Source organism: Pseudomonas sp. NY8896, from assembly GCF_039634505.1.
Map to the genome: position 1 here is coordinate 3,341,039 of NZ_CP132350.1, position 21,244 is coordinate 3,362,282.

The following is a 21,244-nucleotide window of genomic DNA, read 5'->3' on the forward strand; positions in this document are numbered from 1 at the left end:
AAGGGGGACGGCGCCATTGCGCTGTCCCCCTGTTGTCTTTCTGCCAGGCAGGGCTTTGGATAAGGAACTTTGATGAGAATCCACGTCACTTTCGTCGACCGTGTCGGTATCACTCAGGAAATCCTGTCGCTGCTTGGGGCGCGCAACCTCAACCTGGACGCGGTGGAAATGATTCCGCCCAACGTCTACATCGATGCCCCAACTTTGTCTCCGGCCGTGCTGGATGAGCTGTATGCAGCCCTGTTGGGTGTGGACGGTGTACAGGAGGTGTCGCTGGTCGACTTCCTGCCTGGCCACCGCCGGCGCCTGCAGCTGGAAGCCTTGCTGGCGGCCATGAGTGACCCGGTGCTGGCTGTGGACCCCGCTGGCCATGTGCTGTTGGCCAACCCGACGCTGGTCAGCCTGGTGGGCCGCGAGCCGGCGGGGGAGCCGTTGAACAGATTGTTTGCCGAGCCGAACCTGGCCCGCACCCTGATCGACAAGGGCTTTCGCCTGCCGATGTGCGAGGTGAGCTTTCAGGACCAACCGTTGCTGTTGGAGGCTACGCCCATCAGCGGCGGGGCCGATGGCCTGGTCGGTGGCCTGCTGACCCTGTACCCGGCGAGTCGCATCGGCGAGCGCCTGGCCTCGTTGCTGCATGACAACGCAGACGGGCTGGGCGCGTTGTTGGGGGAGTCGGCGGTGCTGCAGGCGCTCAAGGCACGTTTGCACAAAGTGGCGAGCCTGGAGGCACCTTTGCTGATCCAGGGCGAGACCGGCACCGGCAAGGAGCTGGTGGCCCGCGCTTGCCATGCGCTCAGCGCCCGGCGCGACACGTCTTTCCTGGCGCTGAACTGCGCGGCACTGCCCGAAAGCCTGGCTGAAAGCGAACTGTTCGGCTATGCCGCTGGTGCCTTCACCGGCGCCCAACGTGGCGGCAAGCCAGGCCTGCTGGAACTGGCCGACGGCGGAACGGTGTTTCTCGATGAAGTGGGCGAGATGTCGCCGTACTTGCAGGCCAAGCTGTTGCGCTTTCTCAATGACGGCAGTTTTCGCCGGGTAGGGGGCGGCAACGAAGTGCGGGTGAATGTGCGCGTGGTCTGTGCCACCCACCGCAATCTGGAGAGCATGGTGATGGAGGGCAGTTTTCGCGAAGACCTGTACTACCGGCTGAACGTGCTCAACTTGAAGGTGCCGCCGCTGCGTGAGCGGGGCAAGGACATCCTGCTGCTGGCCGAACATTTTCTGCGCCAGGCCTGCGCGCAGATACAGCGTGCGCCGTGCCGTCTGGCGTTGGCGACCCATCCGCTGCTGCTGGGCAACCGCTGGTCAGGTAACGTGCGCCAGTTGCAGAACGTGATTTTCCGCGCTGCGGCGATCAGCGAGGGCGAGGTGATCGATTGCGATGACCTGGAGCTGGCCGGTACCGCGTTGAGCAGTCAGCAGGCTGACGGGGCCGAAATCATCAGCCTGGAAGCCGCCGTTCAGGCCTTTGAAAAGTCCTTGCTTGAAAAGTTGTACGAGAGCTACCCCTCGACTCGGCAGTTGGCCGTGCGTCTGCAGACGTCTCACACTGCCATCGGCCAGCGCCTGCGCAAGTACGGGATCGCCAGCCGGGCTTTGTAACCGGCTCGGTGCGAATGCGCTCCGCTGGAGCGATAGCGCTCCGTTTGTCTGTGAGGCGCGCATTCAATGGGCGGCCCCAAAAGAAGCAGGCAGAGGGCTCAGGCAGTGGAGCGAATACGCTCCGCTGCAGGGGGGCTAAAACACTACGATACGTCTATAAGCACCTGATAAATATAAATAAATACTGATTGGCATTGCTCTTGCTCTGGTATCCGGCAGCCCCGCGAAGGGGCCTACCCAATAACAAGAGAGGACAATCCATGAGCACTCTGCGTTTTACCCCCGAACACGAATGGCTGCGCCTGGAGGCGACTGGCGAGTTGACCGTCGGTATTACCAGCTATGCCCAGGCGGCATTGGGGGACGTGGTGTACGTACAGCTGCCGGAGCCGGGTGCGTATGGCGAGGGCAATGAAGTCGCGGTGCTCGAGTCGGTGAAGGCCGCCAGCAACATCACCATGCCTTTGACCGGCACCGTGGTGGCCGTCAACCAGGCGCTGGCCGACGACCCAGAGCTGGTCAACGCCTCGCCAATGCAGGACGGCTGGTTCTTCCGCATCCAGGCCAGCAACCCTGGCGACCTCGATAGCCTGATGGACCAGGACGGCTATGACCGTTTCCTGGCCGAAAACGCCTGAGCCGGGGTGGCAGCCATGAACAAACCGCGCATCCCGCTGGGCACCGATAATGAGTTCGTCGCCCGCCACATTGGCCCGCGCGAAGACGATATCGCGGCCATGTTGGCGCTGACCGGCCATGAATCGCTCGACGCGCTGATCGACAGCGTCATCCCTGCCAGCATCAAGGGCAGCAATGTGCTCGAGCTGACCCCAGGGCTGGGCGAAGCAGAGGCCTTGGCCGCGCTCAAGGCCGTTGCTGCCAACAACCAGCTGTACCGCAACCATATCGGCCAGGGTTATTACCCCTGCCATACCCCGACACCGATCTTGCGCAACCTGCTGGAAAACCCGGCCTGGTACACCGCGTATACGCCCTATCAGCCAGAAATCTCCCAAGGGCGCCTGGAAGCGCTGCTGAACTTTCAGACCCTGGTCAGCGACCTGAGCGGGATGGAAATCGCCAACGCCTCATTGCTCGATGAAGCCACGGCTGCCGCCGAGGCCATGACCTTCTGCAAGCGCCTGGCAAAAAACAAGGCGCTGGCGTTTTTTGCTTCCCGTCATTGCCACCCGCAAACCCTCGATGTGTTGCGTACCCGTGCCCAGCCACTGGGGATCGACGTGGTCATCGGTGACGAGGCGGCCCTGGATGGCCAGCCGCTCGACGGCTATTTCGGCCTGCTGCTGCAGTACCCGGCCAGTACCGGCGAAATTGTCGATCATCGTGCCTTGATCCAGCGCGCCCATGCCGATGGCGCACGGGTTTCGGTGTGCGCAGACCTGCTGGCACTGACGTTGCTGACCCCGCCGGGAGCGCTGGGTGCCGACGTGGTCATCGGCAGCGCCCAGCGCTTCGGTGTGCCGCTGGGTTTCGGCGGCCCGCATGCGGCCTATTTTGCAACCCGTGACGCGTTCAAGCGCGACATGCCTGGCCGGCTGGTCGGGGTATCCATCGACCGCTTCGGCAAGCCGGCATTGCGCCTGGCCATGCAAACCCGCGAGCAACACATCCGCCGCGAGAAGGCCACCAGCAACATCTGCACCGCGCAGGTACTGCTGGCCAACATCGCCAGCATGTATGCGGTGTATCACGGCCCTCAGGGCTTGAGCCAGATCGCCCGGCGTGTGCATCGCCTGACCACGATCCTGGTGCAGGGGCTGCGTCAGCTTGGGCATCGTGTGGAGCAGGCGCATTTCTTCGACACCTTTACCGTGGTGACTGCAGGGCCAGTGGCCGATGTGCTTGCCGCGGCTAAAAGCGCAAGACTGAACCTGCGTCCGATCGACTCGGTGCGGGTCGGCCTTTCACTGGATGAAACCTGTGAGCAAGACAGCGTCGAGGCGCTGTGGCAGGTGTTTGCGGTGGCCGGGCAAACGCTGCCGGATTACGCCGCCCTGGCGGCCGACGGCACTGACTGCCTGCCGCTGGCGCTGCTGCGCGCTACGCCATTCCTGCAACACCCGGTGTTCAACCGTTACCACTCGGAAACCGAGCTGATGCGCTACCTGCGGCGCCTGGGTGACAAAGACCTGGCTCTGGACCGCAGCATGATTGCCTTGGGGTCGTGCACCATGAAGCTCAATGCGGCCAGCGAGATGATCCCGATCACCTGGCCCGAGTTCGCTGCGCTGCACCCGTTCGCCCCGGCCGAGCAAGCGCTGGGCTACCGCCAGTTGACCGATGAGCTCGAAGCCATGCTGTGTGCGGCCACCGGTTATGACGCCATGTCGCTGCAACCCAACGCAGGGTCCCAGGGCGAGTACGCTGGCCTGCTGGCCATTCGCGCCTACCACGCCAGCCGTGGCCAGGCGGGGCGCGATGTGTGCCTGATTCCATCGTCAGCCCATGGCACCAACCCGGCCACCGCGCAGATGGCCGGCATGCGGGTGGTGGTGGTCAACTGCGACGCGCGTGGCAACGTCGATATCGACGACCTGCAGCGCAAGGCCGAGCAGCACACAGACACGCTGGCGGCCTTGATGATTACCTATCCCTCGACCCACGGCGTGTTCGAAGACGGCATCACGCGCATCTGCGACATCATTCATGCACACGGCGGCCAGGTTTACCTGGATGGCGCCAACATGAATGCCATGGTTGGCCTGTGTGCACCGGGCAAATTCGGTGGCGACGTGTCGCACCTGAACCTGCACAAGACCTTTTGTATTCCCCATGGGGGCGGTGGCCCTGGGGTTGGTCCGATCGGGGTCAAGGCGCATCTGGCACCGTTCCTGCCGGGGCATGGCCATTTGCAGAAGCAGCAGGGCGCGGTAAGTGCGGCGCCGTATGGCAGCGCCAGTATCCTGCCGATCACCTGGATGTACATCCGCATGATGGGCGGGGCAGGGCTCAAGCGTGCCTCGCAGCTGGCGATCCTGAGTGCCAATTACATTGCCCGGCGCCTGGAGGAGCATTACCCGGTGCTGTACACCGGCGACAACGGCCTGGTGGCCCACGAATGCATCCTCGACCTGCGCCCGCTCAAGGACAGCAGCGGCATTGGCGTCGAGGACGTAGCCAAACGGCTGATCGATTTTGGTTTCCATGCCCCGACCATGTCGTTTCCGGTAGCCGGCACGCTGATGGTCGAACCGACCGAGAGCGAGTCGAAAGAGGAGCTGGACCGCTTCTGCGCCGCGATGATCTGCATCCGCGAAGAAATCCGTGCGGTGGAAAACGGCACGCTGGACGCACTCGACAACCCCTTGAAGAACGCCCCGCATACCGCCAGCGAGCTGGCGGGCGAATGGCCGCACCGCTATAGCCGGGAGCTGGCGGTGTACCCGCTTGCCGACCTGCGCGAAAGCAAATACTGGCCGCCCGTGGGGCGCGTGGACAACGTCTACGGCGACCGCAACCTGGCCTGCGCCTGCCCGCCGCTGTCGAGTTATCAAGACGCCTGAACTTGCCGATCTAACCAAAAGGAATCACCCCCATGTTCCATAAAAGCCTGACCCTGTCTGACTTCGACCCTGCGCTGTCCGAGGCCATTCGCCGAGAAGTGCAACGCCAGGAAGACCACATCGAGCTGATCGCCTCGGAAAACTACACCAGCCCGCAGGTGATGCAGGCCCAAGGTACCGAACTGACCAACAAGTACGCCGAAGGCTACCCAGGCAAGCGCTATTACGGTGGCTGCGAGCATGTCGACGTGGTCGAGCAACTGGCCATCGAGCGTGCCAGGCAACTGTTCGGCGCGGGTTACGCCAACGTCCAGCCGCACTCAGGCTCGCAGGCCAACGCCGCGGTCTACCTGGCCTTGCTGCAGGCCGGGGATACCCTGCTGGGCATGAGCCTGGCGCACGGCGGCCACTTGACCCACGGCGCCAAGGTGTCGGCTTCGGGCAAGCTGTACAACGCTGTGCAATACGGCATCGATGCCAACGGCTTGATCGACTACGACGAGGTTGAGCGCCTGGCCGTCGAGCACCAGCCGAAGATGATCGTGGCAGGCTTCTCGGCCTATTCGAAAACCCTCGACTTCCCGCGTTTCCGGCAGATCGCCGACAAGGTCGGGGCCTACCTGTTCGTTGACATGGCCCACGTCGCCGGCTTGGTGGCGGCAGGCCTGTACCCCAATCCGCTGCCTTATGCCGATGTGGTCACCACCACCACCCACAAGACCCTGCGCGGGCCACGGGGTGGTTTGATTCTGGCCAAGGCGGACCCGGAGCTTGAGAAAAAGCTCAATTCGGCGGTGTTCCCAGGCGGGCAGGGTGGGCCGCTGATGCATGTGATCGCAGCCAAGGCGGTGTGCTTCAAGGAGGCCCTGGAACCTGGTTTCAAGGACTACCAGCGCCAGGTCGTCAACAACGCACAGGCCATGGCGCAAGTCTTCATGCAGCGGGGCTTCGACGTGGTTTCCGGGGGCACCGACAACCACCTGTTCCTGCTTAGCCTGATCCGCCAGGGCATCACCGGCAAGGACGCCGACGCCGCGCTGGGCCGGGCGCACATCACGGTGAACAAGAACGCCGTGCCTAATGACCCACAGTCGCCGTTCGTGACGTCGGGCCTGCGCATTGGCACCCCGGCGGTAACGACCCGTGGTTTCAAGGAAGCGGAATGCCGGGCCCTGGCGACCTGGATCTGCGACATCCTCGACCACCTTGGTGATGCCGATGTCGAGGCCCATGTGGCGGGGCAGGTGGGCGAACTGTGCAAGTTGTTCCCGGTTTATCCGGCCTGAGCCCAACACCTGAATCGCAGGCCAGGAGCCAGCCATGTCAACCGAACAACTGCAACACAGCCCACCGCGTCCCCAGCCGCTGCAGGCCGGGGTGAAACTGCGCGGTGCCGAGAAAGTGGCGCGTATCCCGGTGAAAATCCTCCCCACCGAAGATGTACCCCGCAAACCCGACTGGATCCGCGTGGCGATTCCCACTACACCGGAGGTGGCGCGGGTCAAGGCCCTGCTGCGCAAGCACAAGTTGCACAGCGTGTGCGAGGAAGCCGCCTGCCCGAACCTGGGCGAGTGCTTTTCTGGCGGTACGGCGACGTTCATGATCATGGGCGACATCTGCACCCGGCGTTGTCCGTTCTGCGATGTCGGCCACGGTCGGCCCAAGCCGCTCGACGTCGACGAGCCGAAGAACCTGGCCATCGCCATTGCTGACCTGCGCTTGAAATACGTGGTCATCACCTCGGTAGACCGCGACGACCTGCGTGACGGTGGTGCCCAGCACTTTGTCGATTGCCTGCGCGAGATCCGCGCATTGTCGCCGGGCATCCAACTGGAAACCCTGGTGCCGGATTACCGTGGGCGCATGGACGTGGCGCTGGCGATCACCGAGCAGCAACCACCGGATGTGTTCAACCACAACCTCGAGACCGTGCCACGCTTGTACAAGGCGGCACGTCCGGGCTCGGACTTCGAGTGGTCGCTGGACCTGCTGGAGCGCTTCAAGCAACGTGTACCCACGGTGCCGACCAAGTCAGGGCTTATGCTTGGCCTGGGCGAAACCGATGCCGAAGTGCTCGAAGTGATGCAGCGCCTGCGCGAGCATCAGGTCGACATGTTGACCTTGGGGCAGTACCTGCAACCTTCGCGCAGTCATTTGCCGGTGCAGCGCTTCGTCCACCCGGACACGTTCGCCTGGTTTGCCGAGCAAGCGTTGGCGATGGGTTTCAGGAATGTAGCTTCCGGGCCATTGGTGCGCTCGTCCTACCATGCGGACCGACAGGCGCAGGCTGTGTAAGCGTGGGTTGGGCAGCGGGGGATGAAACGGCTGCCCAACTTTCTTTCAGAGGACCGGGCCTGAAGCCACGCTGACACCCGCCAGCGTGGTGAAGGAGATGTCCTTGGCCGTGAGCAGAAAGTCACTCACGTAGGGTACCTCCAGCATGTCGCTGCGCAGCGCTGCGTAGAGGTTTGCCTGCAAGCCGTGTTCGCCGAGGCGCTTGGCGGTGACATAGCCGCGTGAGCTGTACTCATGCACTGCCCAGTTGGGCAGGCAGCAAACGCCGCGCCCGGAGGCCACCAGTTGCATCATCATCACGGTCAGTTCAGAGGTGCGCACCTGTGCGGGTTCGACGTCGGCGGGGTCGAGGAAACGGGTGAAGATGTCCAGGCGGCTGCGTTCGATCGGGTAGGTGATCAGTGTCTGGCTGGCGATATCGGCGGGCTCAAGGTAAGGCTTGTGGCGCATGACGTGATGGTTGTCGATGGCCAGCAGCGCCTCGTAGCCGAACAACGGCACGTAGCTGATACCCGGCAGGGTCACCGGGTCGGAGGTTACCACCAGGTCCAGGTCCCCGCGCTCCAGGGCCGGCAGTGGCGCGAAGGAAAAACCGGAGGCGAGGTCCAGCTCTACCTCTGGCCAGGCGCCACGGAACTCATCCACCGAAGGCATCAGCCACTGGTAGCAGCTGTGGCATTCGATGGCGATGTGCAAGCGCCCGGCGGAGCCCCCGGCCAGTTTGCCCAGGTCCCGTTCGGTGCTGCGGATCTGCGGCAGTACCTGATCGGCCAACTGCAGCAGCTTCAGCCCGGCACTGGTGAAGCGCACCGGCCTGGATTTGCGCACGAACAACGGCATGCCGATGCGCTCCTCCATATCGCGGAACTGGTGCGACAGGGCTGATTGGGTCAGGTGCAGGCGCTCGGCGGCCTCGTGCAGGCTGTCGGTTTCACGCAGCGCGTGGAGGGTTCGCAGGTGGCGTAAATCGATCATGGGTAAATTACGGATCCACTCGCTAGAGGTGGGTTTTCCTCATTATCGAGTGGTCCTGACAATCCCTTTCAGTGGGTTTCCGTGAGTAGGGCTGAGGCTCAAGCCGCGTGGTGCGCGGCGAGGTTGCAATATTGCCCCTTGAAATACAGCAGCGGCTGCGCAGCAGCACCTGCCTGCAGGTTCAGCGCTTTTACTTCGCCAATCACGATCAGGTGATCCCCGGCGGTGTGCTCGGCGTGAATTTCGCAATCGAGCCAGTGCAGGCAGCCGGCAATGATCGGGTTACCCAGCGGCGACACCTGCCATTGGACGCCGTGCCACTTGTCGGCGCCTCGCTGTGCAAACCGGTTGGAAATGCTGGCCTGTTCACCCGACAGGATATTGACCATGAAGCGGCCAGCCTGGCGAATTCTTGGGTAGCTGGCCGAACTGGACATCACACTGAATGACACCAGCGGCGGGCTCATCGACACGCTGTAGAACGACTGGCAGGTGAAGCCGATTGGCTCACCGTCATGGTGCGATGAAATCACCGTGATGCCAGATGCGTAGTGCCCGAGTGCCTGGCGAAAAGCCGACGGTTCGATAGCCTTACCGGTAAGCAACATAGTAGGTCCTGTGGCTGCGTTTGCTTCAGCGTGCGTTAGCGAGTTCCTGGCGGACGATGGCCGCGCCTGCACTCAACGCTTTGAGCTTGCCGCTGGCAACCTGGCGCGGTAGCGGCGCCATGCCGCAGTTGGTGCAAGGGTAGAGCTTGTCGGCGTCGACGAACTGCAGTGCCTTGCGCAAGGTGGCAGCGACCTGCTCGGGTGTTTCAATGGTAGGGGTGGCCACATCAATGGCACCGACCATGACTTTCTTCCCGCGAATCAGCTCGATCAGGTCCATCGGCACATGCGAGTTATGGCACTCCAGCGAAATGATATCGATGCTGGACTGTTGCAGCTTGGGGAAGGCTTGTTCATATTGCCGCCATTCGGCGCCCAAGGTCTTTTTCCAGTCGGTATTGGCTTTGATGCCATAGCCATAGCAGATATGAACGGCCGTTTCGCACTTCAGGCCTTCAATGGCCCTTTCCAATGCGGCCACGCCCCACTCATTCACGTCGTCAAAGAAAACATTGAAGGCGGGTTCGTCGAACTGGATGATGTCAACGCCCGCGGCCTCCAGTTCCCTGGCTTCCTGGTTGAGAATCTTGGCGAACTCCCAGGCCAGCTTCTCACGGCTTTTATAATGGCTGTCATACAGCGTATCGATCATGGTCATGGGGCCGGGCAGCGCCCACTTTATCGGCTGTGTGGTTTGCTGGCGCAAGAACTTGGCATCGTCGACAAAAACCGGTTTTTGCCGAGCCACTGCACCCACCACTGTAGGAACACTCGCATCGTAGCGGTCACGGATTCTAACGGTTTCACGTTGCTCGAAATCAACACCACTGAGGTGCTCGATAAACGTGGTGACAAAGTGCTGACGGGTTTGCTCACCATCACTGACGATGTCGATACCGGCGTGTTGTTGTTCTTGCAACGCCAGGCGCAAGGCATCCTGCTTGCCTTCGCTCAGTTGTTCGTCTTGCAACTTCCAGGGTGACCAGAGGGTTTCGGGTTGGGCCAGCCAGGAGGGTTTAGGCAGGCTGCCGGCAGTGGAAGTGGGGAGCAATGTGTTCATGAACAGTGACCTTGTACTTTGAATTAATCAACGGGCGTATTGCGCGGACCATTGTTCCAGCGTGGCCTGGTAGGGTTTGACAAATTGCGCTTCGGCAAATTTGCCCTGCTCGATCGCCAGGCGACCGCGCTCTTCCCGGTCGTAGACAATGCGCGTAAGCGAGTAGTCCTGGTGCTTCAGGCTGGGCTGGTAGGCATGGCCCGCAGCGGAGTTGGCGTTGTAGATCTCGGGTCGGTAGATCTTCTGGAAGGTGTCCATGGTGCTGATGGTGCTGATCAACTCAAGGTTGGTGTAGTCAGCCAGCAAGTCACCGGCAAAATAGAACGCCAACGGCGCGACACTGTTCGGCGGCATGAAATAGCGCACCTTCAAGCCCATCTTGTTGAAGTACTCATCCGTCAGGGAGTATTCATCCTGCTGATACTCGATACCCAGCACGGGGTGCTGGTTTTCGGTCCGATGGTAGGTTTTGCTGCTCGAGACGCTCAGGCAGATAACCGGTGGTTTGTTGAAGTGCTCCTTGTAGGTTTGCGAGTTGACGAAGCACTTGAACAGGTTGCCATGCAGTTCGCCAAAGTTGTCAGGCGTGCTGAAGGCTGGCCGATGCTTGTTGTGTTCGAGCAGCAGCACGCTGAAGTCGTAGTCACGCACGTACGAGGAAAAGTTGTTACCTACCATGCCCGCCAGGCGGGTGTTGGTTTTGCGGTCGACAATATGGGTTTTCAATATTTCGATCAACGGCAGTGCATGGCCGTGCCGCTCGGCTTCAATGTTCATTTCGACCGATATGATTTCCAGTTCGACGTGATATCGATTACTTTCAGGGTTATCCCAATGCGCCAGTGCATTGAAACGGTTGTCAATCATGGCCAACGTGTTGCGCAGGTTTTCCTGGCGGTTCGCACCCCGCGCCAAATTGGCGAAGTTGGTCGTGATGCGGGTGTTTTCGGCAGGGTGATAATGTTCGTCGAAGGCGATGCGTTTGACGGTAAATTCAGGTTCAATATTCATCTTGGGCGCTGTCCTGTTGCCTGAGGTCGATCGACTCGGTCATTTCCCGGGGCCTTCACTCAGGCGTCTTAATGTTGTCCTTGATTAAGACGTATTTTAGGCAGCCCCCTTGCATGAAGGGTATTGAAGATATTTCACAGATTTTTTAGTGCTGTTCATGATGCGTTCTACGATTCGGCCTGTTGGGTGTCAGGGCTGAGGACCGAATTGTCCAGCAAGGGCACTGCTTGCAGGGTTGATGAGGCGGTTTTTGGGCCAGGCGGCTGTGCGTGATAGGGCCACAGAAGTTGTCACACACATTGGAGGGATTTACAGTTGGCATGAATATCTCATGCCAATCGCAAGCCATACGATTATCCAGGCTTATCAACCACCCTCCATGGATGAAGAACAAAAGGGGGCTTACATGAGTTGTCTGATCTGCGCAGGGCAGGCGGAATCCGTCGAGTGTGCCCACGGGTGGGAAGAGCGGTGTTGTTCCCGATGCGGATGTTACCGAATGTCCCAGGCGCTCATTCTGGTCATGATGGAAGAGGGGCAGATCTTCGATACCGAGCGCATGCGCGAATGGCTGGTCGCGCAGCGCGGTCAGGTGTCGGTTCCTGCCATCGATCATGCTCAGGCGATACTGTTCCCCTGAGCCGCCGGGTAACTGACGGGCGTTGGCGCGAGCACTGTGTACCTGGCGTGGCGCACTGCGGCATCATATCTCGCTCGGCCATCACCCTAATCAGGAAACAGCGATGATCAAAATTGGCGATCAACTGCCCGACGTTACCCTTTACCAATACAACACTGACGCAGGCGCCTGCGCGATCGGCCCGAATGCCTTTTCCATTCGCGAGCGTTGCAAGCAGAAAAAGGTACTGATCTTCGCATTGCCGGGCGCGTTCACACCGACCTGTTCTGAACGTCATGTTCCCGGTTATGTCGCTGAAGCACCTGCGCTGTTCGCGGCTGGCATCGACGAAATTCTCTGTGTCTCGGTGAACGATGCCTTTGTCATGAATGCCTGGGGCAATAGCCTGCAGGTGGGTGACGCGGTCAAGATGATCGGCGATGGCAATGGCGAATTCAGCGAGGCGCTGGGCCTGATCCAGGACCTTTCGGCGCGCGGTATGGGGCGTCGCTCCCAGCGCTATGCCATGTTGGTCGACGACCTGGTGGTCAAGCACATCGCGGTGGAAGCCCCCGGCAAGTTCGAAGTCAGTGATGCCGCCAGCATGCTGGCTGCGCTGCGCTAGTTTCACGCTTCAGGCCTTGCCGGCATAGGCTGTCGGGGCCGCCAAGGAACATTTCAAACCGCCCGCTAACAACAAGGTAAAGACGGTTGAAACTTCACCAACTCAGGGCGCTGGTCGCCATCCATAACGCAGGCAGCATCCTTGAAGCTTCCAAGCTGATGCACATTACTCAGCCCGCGCTGAGCCGTTCGATCAAGGAACTGGAGCGGGAGGTGGGCTTCATCCTGTTGCAGCGTTCTCACAAAGGCATGGCGCTTACCGAAGAAGGCAAGCGTGTCATCCGCCATGCCAACCTCGTGGTGGAAAGCATCCGCCGCCTGCAGATCGAAGCGGCGAGCATTCAGGATGCGGCGCTGGGGGCGGTGTCGATCGGGGTGACATCGCTGACGGCAATGCTGGATGGGGTCGACGAAAGTATCCTGGCGTTCAGGCGCAAGTACCCTCGGGTAAAGATCACCATCACCGACTTGCGCCCCAGCCAGATCCTGCAGCGTTTGCGCGACGGTAGCCTGGACTTTGCCATTACCTCGCAGCAACCCCTGAGCCGGCTTAGCCTGGATTGGGAGGCACTGGGCAGTATCAAGGGCAGGGTGATCTGCCATGCCTCTAACCAGCAAAAGTTCACCCAGTCACTGCGCACCTTGCAGTATGCCCACTGGATCAGCCTGGACGAGCTGTCCGACCAGGCTTCCCAGTTCCATCAGCTGTTCGAAGCCAACGGCCTGCGGGTACCGCAGAACACCGTCGAATGCACCTCGGTGATGATGGCGCTCAAGCTGCTGAAGAACACCGAATCGTTGATGACCATCAGCCAGCTGGCGGTGGACCAGGGGTTCACCTTCGGCGTCGATTGCGAGTACCTGGCCATGCCGGTGCAAGAGCTGATTCCCGATTACCCCATCAACCTGGTCTGCATTGACCGCCACAGCCTCACGGCGCCTGCCCAGGAGCTGTTCCATAGCTTGCGCGGGCAGGTGCTCAGGCAAACCCGTCCAGTGGCGTCAGAAGTGGTAGTACATGCCTAGCGACACGTTGCTTGGGTTGTCACCCACCTGATCCACCGGGGTGCCTGCGTAGGTGACCGATGACGCGCGCTGGTTGCCGATCATGCCGAGCCGCCCGTACACGGCCCAGCGCGGGGTGATGAAGTGGTCATAGCCGACCATCGCCCCCCATGCGTCCTTGTCATGGGCGGTGACCTGGCGCTGCATCACCGCCAGGCGCAGCACATCCCGCTCGCCGACTGGCGCCATCACGCCGAAAGTGTACAGCGTGGTGCTGGGCGTGCCGGCCTGGTCCACGTCCTGGCGCTGCCAGGTCAAGCTGGTGGCCAGCGGACCGAAATCGTAGAACGCTGACAGGCTTTTGTAATAGTTGGCGGTCTGGCGAGAAACGCCACCGTCATCCCAGGGGTCGCTGTAGTACAGGTTGTACGAGGCCAGCAGCATCACCCGGCTGTTGCGGTATTGCAACCTGGCACCGCCGCCGCGCACGGTGCGCCCTTGGCTGGCGGCATCGTCGAAGCCGAAACTCAGTGCGGTACCGAGGCTGAAGCCGCTGAGGGTAGGGCTCGTGTAGGCCAGGGTGTGCTTGGGGCGCAGGTCCAGGTAGAAGGCGCCCTTGCCGGCGGCGGGCAACGCCAGATAGGTGTAGGGCGAGCCATAGGTGGCCAGGAACGGGTCGGCGTAGGTGGGGGTGCCCATGCTGTAGGTCTTGCCGAATTCGAGTTTGCCCAAGGTGCGCGAGCGCAGGGCAACGGTCGCCAGGCGCAGGGTACCGAGGGTGTCCCAGGTGCCCTCCAGGGCCTTGCCATTGACGTTGAAGCCTTCCTCGACGTCAAGTTCCACGACGGTATCGGGGGTCAGCCCCTTGCGTGCATACAGCCCGAGCTTGTTGGTCCAGGCACCGCCACCGGCCAGCTTGAAGCCCGAGTGGTGCTGTGAATCGTGATAGCTGGCGAACGCATCCACGGTGCCGTAGACCTTGAGTTTGTCATCGAAACCTTGATCCACCCCGTAATACCCAAAACCCGGCGCAATCCGAGCGAGCGTCGGAAAGCCCTCTGCCTGTGCCTGCGCGGCCAGGCAGGCCCCTTGGATCATCAACAGCAACGACGTAGTGCGAGTGTTCATTCACGACTCCAGGCCAGCACGGTGATGTGGTGGCTGTAGCCTCGGTGAACAACAGGTTGCAGCGTGATTGCTTATTCAGCCAGGTCATGCCGTTTGGTTAATCAAAGGCCGGCGCAGCGCGAGGATTGGCGCTAGCACGCGCATTAGACAGGCGTGGAACAGGCTGCAAGGCCGCCCCAAGGTCGCTGCTCGGTGAGCCTTGTTGGGGCAGCGCGCGGAGTGAGGGCGAACTGTGCGCCAGCTCAGGGCAATTTAGCCAACGGCCGCGCCAGGCAATTAACCATTGGTTAGCCACATGCCGAAACTGCAAGTGTGTTGAGTGCCCGATTGGCTGATATTCGCTGCACGCCGCGATTTGCCAACGGAGATAACAATGACCAGACCGCTACCCGCATCGCCAAGCTTGCACAAGGGCGCGCATTCTGCCGCGCAGGCATCGTCTTCACGCAAAACCTTGATCGCCTGCTCGTTGGGCAATGCGCTGGAAATTTACGACTTCACGATCTACAGCTTCTTTGCTGTATTGATCGGCAAGCATTTCTTCCCCTCCGACTCGGCGATGGCTTCGTTGTTGATGTCGCTGGCCACGTTTGGCGTCGGTTTCCTGATGCGCCCGGTCGGGGCGATGGTCATCGGTCGCTATGCCGACCGGCATGGGCGCAAAGCGGCATTGAGCCTGACCATCGGGCTGATGACCCTGGGCACCGCATTGATTGCCTTTGCCCCCACGTATTCGCAGATCGGTATTTTCGCCACGCTGCTGCTGGTAACCGGCCGGCTCATCCAGGGGATGTCGGCGGGTGGGGAGATCGGTACCGCGTCGGTGTTCCTGATGGAGTCCAGTGCGGTTGGCAACCGCTGCCAGAGCGTGAGCTGGCAGGCCGCCAGCCAAGGCTATGCCGCGTTGGTCGGGGCCGGCTTTGGCCTGGCCCTCAGCCAATTGCTCGACCCCGCTGCGCTCGAAAGCTGGGGGTGGCGGATACCGTTCATTTTCGGCCTGCTGATCGGGCCGGTCGGTTGGTACATTCGCACGCGTTTGCCGGAAACCCACGAGGCCGCGCCGGCGCGCGAAGGGGAGAAGAGGCTGGACGGCGACCTGCTCAAGCGCATCGCGCTGGGCATCGGCCTGATGGCCAGTTCGACCATTGGCATGTACCTGTTCGTGTTCTACATGCCCACCTACTTGACCACGGCCTTGCATTATCCGGCGGGCAGCGCGATGGCGATTGCCTGTATCAGTAGCGGTTGCATGGCGGTCATCTGCCCGTTGGCGGGCAAATTCGCCGATAAGTACCAGCTCAGAAAGCGCCTGCTGGTGTGGACGGTTGCCGCGCCAGTGGTGTTGACCTTGCCGGTGTTCTACCTCTTGGGGCATGTGCAGCACATGGGCCTGGCCATGATGTGTGTGGCAATTCTGATCCTGCCGACCTGTATCGGTGCCGGTGCGTTCTTTGCGCTGATCATGGAGGGCTTCCCGAAGGCCAGTCGCTCCTTCGGTACTTCGGTCAGCTACAGCCTGGGGGTGACGTTGTTCGGCGGCTTTTCTCCGTTGGTGGCCACCTGGCTGATTGCCGCGCTGGGCACGCCGTTGGCACCTGCCTATTTCCTGCTGGCCGGCGGTGTCGTCAGCCTGGCCTGCCTCAAAAACTTCCCCGAAAACAAAGGATGCGCGTGATATGGGTATTTTGCACAGCAATCAACCCCGGCACTCGGCAGCAGCGCTGGACGAGTTCGTCATGCTTCGCCGGCAGATCCACGCCGCGCCGGAGCTTGGTGGCGACACCCCCGATACGGCGGCACTGGTGGCCGACAAGCTGCAGGCCTTGGGCTATGTAGTGCATCGCAATGTGGGCGGGCATGGTGTGGTCGGGGTGCTCAAGGTTGGCGACAGCCCGCGCAGTGTGGGCCTGCGGGCAGACATGGACGCATTGCCCATGAGCGAAAAGAATCCCTTTGCGCATGCCAGCAAAATCCCTGGGCGTATGCATGCCTGCGGCCATGATGGGCATACCGCGATCCTGCTGGCAGCCGCTGCCCAGCTGGCGGCAACGCGCAACTTCAACGGCACGCTTAACGTGATCTTCCAGCCGGATGAAGAAGGGCTGGCCGGCGCCAAGGCGATGATCGACGACGGCCTGTTCGAGCGCTTCCCGTGTGACTCGGTATATGCGCTGCACAACATGCCCGGCATGCCGGTGGGTACTTGCGTGGTGCAGGCGGGGCCAACCATGGCGTCGTCCGAGCGTGTCAGCATTCGAATCACCGGCAAAGGCGGGCATGGTGCGATGCCGGAGCTGTCGGTAGACCCGGTGATGGCGTTGAACAGCCTGATCAGTGGCATCCAGACCATCAAGTCGCGCAACCTGAGCGTGGAAGAGTATGCGGTCATCAGCATCGGCATGATCCAGGCTGGCACCGTTTACAACATCATCCCCGATGAGGCCTGCATGCTGCTGAGTGTGCGCACCGACACGGCCGAGACGCAGCAGAAGATCAACAGCCGCATTGACGCCCTGGCCAAGGGGCACGCCGCAAGCTTTGGCGTGGAGATCGAGGTGCAATTCACCCAACTGGCGCCCGCATTGTGCAACAGCGATCACGAAAGCGCGTTGTTGCGTGAAAGCCTGCGGCCGTTGTTCGTTGAAGGCGCGTTGCTGGACAAAATGCCGAAGAAGGTCATGGGCACCGAAGACTTCGCCTACATGCTGCAGGCACGGCCTGGCTGCTACTTCATGCTGGGTAATGGCACCGGCGAGTTTCATGGTTGCTCGGTGCACAACCCTCATTATGATTTCAACGATGCGTTGGTGAAGGTGGGCGCCGATTGTTGGGTGAAGTGGGTCCAGGACTATTTGCGCTGACACCTTTGCCGGGGCCGCAAAGCGGCCCCGATGGCTTGTCTGGCTTGCGCTCGTTCAAGCCAGGACATCCACGCGGCTACGTCGAAATAGACTACCCTTTCAGCCGAAGCCCGCCGTAATGGGCTTTCATCCTGCTATCGTCGCTCTGGCGATTCACACCGGCGGACCAGATTCGGTCCCAAGAGGGTGCACCAATGGCGACCATCGAAACTCAGGCCCTTGAAAAAGGCCTGCAGCAGGTTGAAGCCTGCTGGCAAACGTATACCTCGTCACAGCGACTTGTCGAAGGCCTGAAGGGGAGTGACCTGAGCGCAGCCGTTGACACGGCCAAGCGAGATTTCACAAGGTTTCAGAACCAATGCCAACTTTTCTACGCCGAGGTGCGCAAGCGGGCAGCGGACGCGGACAAGCTGGAAAGCGACATGGCACGGTATCCCCATCACTACCCGTAGACGCCGGATTCGATCCAGCGGCGCATCGGTATTTAGCGTGGCTCAGTATCAAGTCACTGCATTTGGTATCGCTCATCGGAAACGTCGGGAATAGATGCACCCACGCCAGCAAACCCACAGTCGTACAAACACACAGGCCTTTCTGTGTGTGACTTGAGGTAAGCGATCATGGCTAACAATCAAGACAAGGGCGGCAATCAGGGCAATACCAACACCGGTGCGGGCAACAACACCGCGGGTGCTGGCCAACAAGCTGGTCAAGGCTCGGGTGGCGGTAGCCAAACCGGACAAAAACCTGGCGACAAGATGAACAGGGAAGGGGACCGCGCTAGTGATACTGGCAGCAAGGGAGGCAGCCCTGAACACCGCGGGACCGACAAGCAGAATGTGACGGATAAAGACCGCATGGGCGGCCAGCAATCGCAAACCGATAAACCGCAGTGGGACAAAGACCGCTAATCGGTGCTCATGCGCACCGGGGTGGGATAACCACTCCGGTGCGAACGGAACGCGTCAGATTGAGCGCTGATTGACGCGGGCAGATAGCTGCTCGGCGCTTTCCTTGCGCTCCGAATAACGATCCACCAGATACGCCTGGCGGTCGCGCAGCAGTAGGGTGAACTTCACCAGTTCTTCCATCACATCAACCACGCGATCGTAATACGGCGAAGGTTTCATGCGCCCGGCGTCATCGAATTCCAGATAGGCCTTGGGCACCGACGACTGGTTGGGGATGGCGAACATGCGCATCCAACGGCCCAGGACGCGTAGCTGATTGACTACGTTGAACGACTGCGAACCGCCACACACCTGCATCACGGCCAGGGTCTTGCCTTGGGTTGGGCGCACTGCACCCAGCGCCAGGGGGATCCAGTCGATTTGCGCCTTGAACACGGCGGACATCGCCCCATGACGCTCCGGCGAGCACCACACCTGGCCTTCCGACCACAGCACCAGTTCCCGCAGTGCCTGCACCTTGGGGTGCTCCACGGGCGCATCATCAGGCAACGGCAGGCCTGATGGGTCGAACGTGCGGGTTTCGGCTCCGAAGTGCTCCAGCAGGCGCGCGGCTTCTTCCACCAGCAAGCGACTGAAAGAGCGCTCGCGGGTCGAGCCGTACAGCAGCAGGATGCGTGGTTTGTGTTTGCAGGTTCCGGCTGCCGCTGGCGGCAGGTCGAACAGCGTGAGGTCGAGGTTAGGCAGTTGCTCGGACATGTATTCCTCCTGCTCAGAGCGTGCCGATGCGGTCCAGCTCATGCTTGAGCTGCTCGCGGTCGAGGGTGCCGAAAGGCAGAGCGAAGAAGGCCTGGCAACGGTACTCGATGCGGGCCAGAGTGGCGTGGAAAGCCGCGTCGACCGACGCCTCGTCCCCCTTCACATCGGAGGGGTCTTCCAACCCCCAGTGTGCCTTCAGTGCAGGGCCGAAATACACCGGGCAGGCTTCGCCGGCAGCCTTGTCGCACACGGTGATGACGATGTCCGGCGGATTATCTTCGAAAGCATCGTTGCCTTTGCTGGTCAGGCCTTTGGTCGAGATGTTGGCGTGCTGAAGTGTGCTCAGGCTGCGGGGTAAAACCTGCCCCTTGGGAAAGCTGCCGGAGCTGACTGCCTCGAAACCGGGCGGCGCCAGGTGGTTGAACAGCGCTTCGCAAAGGATGCTGCGGCAGCTGTTGGCCGTGCACATGAACAGGACTCGCATGGAGGGTTCCTCGGTTTGATGGCGGACGTCAGAGGCTCAGGCGCAGTGCCAGGGCCGAGAGGGTGATCAGCAAAACCGGCAGGGTCAGCAGGAGGCCGACACCAAAGTAGTAACCCCAGGTGATGCGCATGCCTTTGCGCTCCAGCACATGCAGCCAAAGCAGCGTGGCGAGGCTGCCTATCGGGGTGATTTTCGGACCGAGGTTGCAGCCGATGACGTTGGCGTAGATCATCGCCTCACGTATCAGGCCCTCTGCGCCGCTGGCCTGGATCGACAAGGCGCCGACCAGAACGCTGGGCATGTTGTTCATCACCGAGGACAGCAGCGCCGAAACAAGGCCGGTGCCGATGGCAGCACTCCATAGGCCTTGTTGCGCAAGCCGGTCGAGCAGGTGAGTGAGCATGTCGGTGAGGCCGGCGTTTTTCAGGCCATACACCACCAGATACATCCCGAGCGAGAAGATCACCACCTGCCACGGGGCCTCTCGCAGCACGCGACGCGTTGAAATACGGTGACCGTAAGCAGCGACGGCGAACAGAGCGGCGGCACAGGCTGCGGCCACCGCACTGATCGGGATACCCAACGGCTCCAAGGCAAACAGGCCTGTAAGCAGTGCCACCAGTACCCACATTCCGACTTTGAAGGTGGCGCGGTCGACAATCGCCTCGCTCGGTTTCTTCAGCGCATCGAGTGCATACCGCCTTGGGATGTCACGGCGGAAAAACAGATAAAGCACCACCAGGGTGGCTGCCACGCTGGCGATATTCACCGGCACCATTACCGAGGCATATTCGGTGAAACCCAGGCCGAAGTAATCGGCCGAGACGATGTTGACCAGGTTGGAGACCACCAGCGGCAGGCTCGCCGTGTCGGCAATAAAGCCCGCAGCCATGACAAAGGCCAGTGTCGCAGCAGGCGAGAAGCGCAATGCGAGCAGCATCGACATGACGATTGGCGTAAGAATCAGCGCCGCGCCATCGTTGGCAAACAGCGCCGACACGGCGGCGCCGAGCAACACGCTGAAGGCGAACAGGCGATAGCCGCTGCCGTTTGCCCAGCGCGCAACGTGCAGCGCGGCCCATTCGAAGAAGCCGGCTTCATCGAGCAGCAGGCTGATGATGATGACGGCGATGAAGGTGGCGGTAGCGTTCCAGACAATGGCCCACACGGTGGGGATATCGTGCAGGGAAACCGCGCCAGCCAGCAAGGCAATGACGGCACCCAGCGCGGCACTCCAGCCGACGCCAAGCCCCTTTGGCTGCCAGATGACGAGGGTGAGGGTGAGGACGAAGACAGCAATGGCGACCAGCATGAACATCTCGCTTGGTGAGGATCAGCAGCAGGCGGAATCACGAACGGGGCGCCCGTCCATGTTCTTCAAGCGAAGGGAATTGTCTGCCAGCCACTGCGAATTGGCCTGCAGGGTGACCTGCAACATTTCAAGTACCCAGGCGGGCAACTGTGGATTCAGGCGGTAATACACCCACTGGCCCTGGCGGCGATCCAGCAACATGCCGTTGCTGCGCAGTTGCGCCAGGTGCCGACTGATCTTGGGTTGGCTGTCGTCCAGCGCGCACATCAGTTCGCAGACGCACAACTCCCCCAGACTGGCGATCAGCAGGGTGGCACGAGCGCGAGTCTCGTCTGACAGGCTTTTGAAAACTTCAGGTGGAGTGATCATGGCAACACCAGACATATGGAAAAGCGAATATACGTTTTTCCATATGTTTGGTGCAAGCGCAGCTTGGCTGAAGCTCAGGCGAGGGTCACCCACTGGC

The 21,244-nt window shown here is 61.1% G+C and carries 21 protein-coding genes; 12 read left to right on the forward strand and 9 right to left on the reverse strand.

From position 1 onward, the window contains the following. The first annotated feature begins 72 nt into the window (after positions 1–72). From Q9451_RS14985 to lipA, 5 genes are all read left to right on the forward strand, one after another. Positions 73–1,605, forward strand: a complete 1,533-nt coding sequence (locus tag Q9451_RS14985) for a sigma-54-dependent transcriptional regulator (protein WP_012272719.1) — start codon at positions 73–75, stop codon at positions 1,603–1,605. A gap of 260 nt (positions 1,606–1,865) precedes the next feature. Next, positions 1,866–2,243, forward strand: a complete 378-nt coding sequence (gcvH, locus tag Q9451_RS14990) for a glycine cleavage system protein GcvH (RefSeq protein ID WP_012272718.1) — start codon at positions 1,866–1,868, stop codon at positions 2,241–2,243. Positions 2,244–2,258: 15 nt separating this feature from the next. After that, positions 2,259–5,129, forward strand: a complete 2,871-nt coding sequence (gcvP, locus tag Q9451_RS14995) for an aminomethyl-transferring glycine dehydrogenase (protein WP_012272717.1) — start codon at positions 2,259–2,261, stop codon at positions 5,127–5,129. Between the two features lie 32 nt (positions 5,130–5,161). After that, on the forward strand, positions 5,162–6,415 hold the full coding sequence (gene glyA, locus Q9451_RS15000) for a serine hydroxymethyltransferase (RefSeq protein WP_012272716.1): 1,254 nt from the start codon (positions 5,162–5,164) through the stop codon (positions 6,413–6,415). 34 nt (positions 6,416–6,449) lie between these two features. Next, positions 6,450–7,424 (forward strand): lipoyl synthase, encoded by a 975-nt coding sequence (lipA, locus tag Q9451_RS15005; protein ID WP_012272715.1) that lies wholly within the window; start codon positions 6,450–6,452, stop codon positions 7,422–7,424. A gap of 45 nt (positions 7,425–7,469) precedes the next feature. Here the strand turns inward: lipA and Q9451_RS15010 are convergent, their stop codons facing one another. The 4 genes from Q9451_RS15010 to Q9451_RS15025 form a co-directional block, all read right to left on the reverse strand. Next, on the reverse strand, positions 7,470–8,399 hold the full coding sequence (locus Q9451_RS15010; protein WP_012272714.1) for a LysR family transcriptional regulator: 930 nt from the start codon (positions 8,397–8,399) through the stop codon (positions 7,470–7,472). Between the two features lie 98 nt (positions 8,400–8,497). Next, positions 8,498–9,007, reverse strand: a complete 510-nt coding sequence (locus Q9451_RS15015) for a flavin reductase family protein (protein WP_012272713.1) — start codon at positions 9,005–9,007, stop codon at positions 8,498–8,500. Between the two features lie 25 nt (positions 9,008–9,032). Continuing rightward, positions 9,033–10,067: a methionine synthase gene (locus tag Q9451_RS15020; RefSeq protein ID WP_012272712.1), complete on the reverse strand. Its 1,035-nt coding sequence runs from the start codon at positions 10,065–10,067 to the stop codon at positions 9,033–9,035. A gap of 27 nt (positions 10,068–10,094) precedes the next feature. Next, on the reverse strand, positions 10,095–11,078 hold the full coding sequence (locus Q9451_RS15025) for a DUF1852 domain-containing protein (RefSeq protein WP_012272711.1): 984 nt from the start codon (positions 11,076–11,078) through the stop codon (positions 10,095–10,097). A 499-nt stretch (positions 11,079–11,577) separates the two neighbouring features. Here Q9451_RS15025 and Q9451_RS15030 point away from each other — a divergent pair, with 499 nt between their 5' ends. The 3 genes from Q9451_RS15030 to Q9451_RS15040 all read left to right on the forward strand — a co-directional run bounded on the left by Q9451_RS15030 (position 11,578) and on the right by Q9451_RS15040 (position 13,347). Beyond that, positions 11,578–11,718, forward strand: a complete 141-nt coding sequence (locus tag Q9451_RS15030; protein ID WP_012272710.1) for a hypothetical protein — start codon at positions 11,578–11,580, stop codon at positions 11,716–11,718. Between the two features lie 103 nt (positions 11,719–11,821). Continuing rightward, entirely contained in the window at positions 11,822–12,322 is a 501-nt protein-coding gene (locus tag Q9451_RS15035; RefSeq protein ID WP_012272709.1) for a peroxiredoxin, read from the forward strand. Positions 12,323–12,408: 86 nt separating this feature from the next. Next, positions 12,409–13,347 (forward strand): LysR family transcriptional regulator, encoded by a 939-nt coding sequence (locus tag Q9451_RS15040; protein WP_012272708.1) that lies wholly within the window; start codon positions 12,409–12,411, stop codon positions 13,345–13,347. Here the strand turns inward: Q9451_RS15040 and Q9451_RS15045 are convergent. Next, complete coding sequence (locus Q9451_RS15045) at positions 13,324–14,454, reverse strand: porin (protein ID WP_012272707.1); 1,131 nt, start codon at positions 14,452–14,454, stop codon at positions 13,324–13,326. The two genes, Q9451_RS15040 and Q9451_RS15045, sit on opposite strands and share 24 nt — an antisense overlap. A 373-nt stretch (positions 14,455–14,827) precedes the next feature. Here Q9451_RS15045 and Q9451_RS15050 point away from each other — a divergent pair, with 373 nt between their 5' ends. The 4 genes from Q9451_RS15050 to Q9451_RS15065 all read left to right on the forward strand — a co-directional run bounded on the left by Q9451_RS15050 (position 14,828) and on the right by Q9451_RS15065 (position 18,226). After that, positions 14,828–16,129, forward strand: a complete 1,302-nt coding sequence (locus Q9451_RS15050) for an MFS transporter (RefSeq protein ID WP_012272706.1) — start codon at positions 14,828–14,830, stop codon at positions 16,127–16,129. Position 16,130: 1 nt separating this feature from the next. Continuing rightward, positions 16,131–17,315 carry a M20 aminoacylase family protein gene (locus Q9451_RS15055; RefSeq protein WP_012272705.1) on the forward strand — a complete coding sequence of 395 codons (1,185 nt, stop codon included), beginning with the start codon at positions 16,131–16,133 and terminating at the stop codon, positions 17,313–17,315. A 194-nt stretch (positions 17,316–17,509) separates the two neighbouring features. Beyond that, positions 17,510–17,767: a hypothetical protein gene (locus Q9451_RS15060; protein ID WP_012272704.1), complete on the forward strand. Its 258-nt coding sequence runs from the start codon at positions 17,510–17,512 to the stop codon at positions 17,765–17,767. A gap of 168 nt (positions 17,768–17,935) precedes the next feature. Then, a complete protein-coding gene (locus tag Q9451_RS15065) occupies positions 17,936–18,226 on the forward strand; it encodes a hypothetical protein (RefSeq protein ID WP_012272703.1) in 291 nt (96 codons plus the stop codon). 54 nt (positions 18,227–18,280) lie between these two features. Here the strand turns inward: Q9451_RS15065 and arsH are convergent, their stop codons facing one another. The 4 genes from arsH to Q9451_RS15085 are packed head-to-tail and all read right to left on the reverse strand — an operon-like array spanning position 18,281 to position 21,147. Continuing rightward, positions 18,281–18,982 carry an arsenical resistance protein ArsH gene (gene arsH / locus Q9451_RS15070; protein WP_012272702.1) on the reverse strand — a complete coding sequence of 234 codons (702 nt, stop codon included), beginning with the start codon at positions 18,980–18,982 and terminating at the stop codon, positions 18,281–18,283. Between the two features lie 13 nt (positions 18,983–18,995). Then, complete coding sequence (locus tag Q9451_RS15075) at positions 18,996–19,466, reverse strand: arsenate reductase ArsC (protein ID WP_012272701.1); 471 nt, start codon at positions 19,464–19,466, stop codon at positions 18,996–18,998. A 28-nt stretch (positions 19,467–19,494) separates the two neighbouring features. Beyond that, positions 19,495–20,778, reverse strand: coding sequence for an arsenic transporter (locus Q9451_RS15080; RefSeq protein WP_012272700.1), 1,284 nt, complete (start codon positions 20,776–20,778; stop codon positions 19,495–19,497). Positions 20,779–20,799: 21 nt separating this feature from the next. Next, complete coding sequence (locus Q9451_RS15085; RefSeq protein ID WP_012272699.1) at positions 20,800–21,147, reverse strand: metalloregulator ArsR/SmtB family transcription factor; 348 nt, start codon at positions 21,145–21,147, stop codon at positions 20,800–20,802. Between the last annotated feature and the right edge of the window lie 97 nt (positions 21,148–21,244).

Excerpts from the sequence above, each read along its gene's own strand:
- Q9451_RS14985 (WP_012272719.1), top strand. The coding sequence starts at position 73 with ATGAGAATCCACGTCACTTTCGTCGACCGTGTCGGTATCACTCAGGAA.
- gcvH (WP_012272718.1), top strand. The coding sequence starts at position 1,866 with ATGAGCACTCTGCGTTTTACCCCCGAACACGAATGGCTGCGCCTGGAG.
- gcvP (WP_012272717.1), top strand. The coding sequence starts at position 2,259 with ATGAACAAACCGCGCATCCCGCTGGGCACCGATAATGAGTTCGTCGCC.
- glyA (WP_012272716.1), top strand. The coding sequence starts at position 5,162 with ATGTTCCATAAAAGCCTGACCCTGTCTGACTTCGACCCTGCGCTGTCC.
- lipA (WP_012272715.1), top strand. The coding sequence starts at position 6,450 with ATGTCAACCGAACAACTGCAACACAGCCCACCGCGTCCCCAGCCGCTG.
- Q9451_RS15010 (WP_012272714.1), bottom strand. The coding sequence starts at position 8,399 with ATGATCGATTTACGCCACCTGCGAACCCTCCACGCGCTGCGTGAAACC.
- Q9451_RS15015 (WP_012272713.1), bottom strand. The coding sequence starts at position 9,007 with ATGTTGCTTACCGGTAAGGCTATCGAACCGTCGGCTTTTCGCCAGGCA.
- Q9451_RS15020 (WP_012272712.1), bottom strand. The coding sequence starts at position 10,067 with ATGAACACATTGCTCCCCACTTCCACTGCCGGCAGCCTGCCTAAACCC.
- Q9451_RS15025 (WP_012272711.1), bottom strand. The coding sequence starts at position 11,078 with ATGAATATTGAACCTGAATTTACCGTCAAACGCATCGCCTTCGACGAA.
- Q9451_RS15030 (WP_012272710.1), top strand. The coding sequence starts at position 11,578 with ATGTCCCAGGCGCTCATTCTGGTCATGATGGAAGAGGGGCAGATCTTC.
- Q9451_RS15035 (WP_012272709.1), top strand. The coding sequence starts at position 11,822 with ATGATCAAAATTGGCGATCAACTGCCCGACGTTACCCTTTACCAATAC.
- Q9451_RS15045 (WP_012272707.1), bottom strand. The coding sequence starts at position 14,454 with ATGAACACTCGCACTACGTCGTTGCTGTTGATGATCCAAGGGGCCTGC.
- Q9451_RS15050 (WP_012272706.1), top strand. The coding sequence starts at position 14,828 with ATGACCAGACCGCTACCCGCATCGCCAAGCTTGCACAAGGGCGCGCAT.
- Q9451_RS15055 (WP_012272705.1), top strand. The coding sequence starts at position 16,131 with ATGGGTATTTTGCACAGCAATCAACCCCGGCACTCGGCAGCAGCGCTG.
- Q9451_RS15060 (WP_012272704.1), top strand. The coding sequence starts at position 17,510 with ATGGCGACCATCGAAACTCAGGCCCTTGAAAAAGGCCTGCAGCAGGTT.
- Q9451_RS15065 (WP_012272703.1), top strand. The coding sequence starts at position 17,936 with ATGGCTAACAATCAAGACAAGGGCGGCAATCAGGGCAATACCAACACC.
- arsH (WP_012272702.1), bottom strand. The coding sequence starts at position 18,982 with ATGTCCGAGCAACTGCCTAACCTCGACCTCACGCTGTTCGACCTGCCG.
- Q9451_RS15075 (WP_012272701.1), bottom strand. The coding sequence starts at position 19,466 with ATGCGAGTCCTGTTCATGTGCACGGCCAACAGCTGCCGCAGCATCCTT.
- Q9451_RS15080 (WP_012272700.1), bottom strand. The coding sequence starts at position 20,778 with ATGCTGGTCGCCATTGCTGTCTTCGTCCTCACCCTCACCCTCGTCATC.
- Q9451_RS15085 (WP_012272699.1), bottom strand. The coding sequence starts at position 21,147 with ATGATCACTCCACCTGAAGTTTTCAAAAGCCTGTCAGACGAGACTCGC.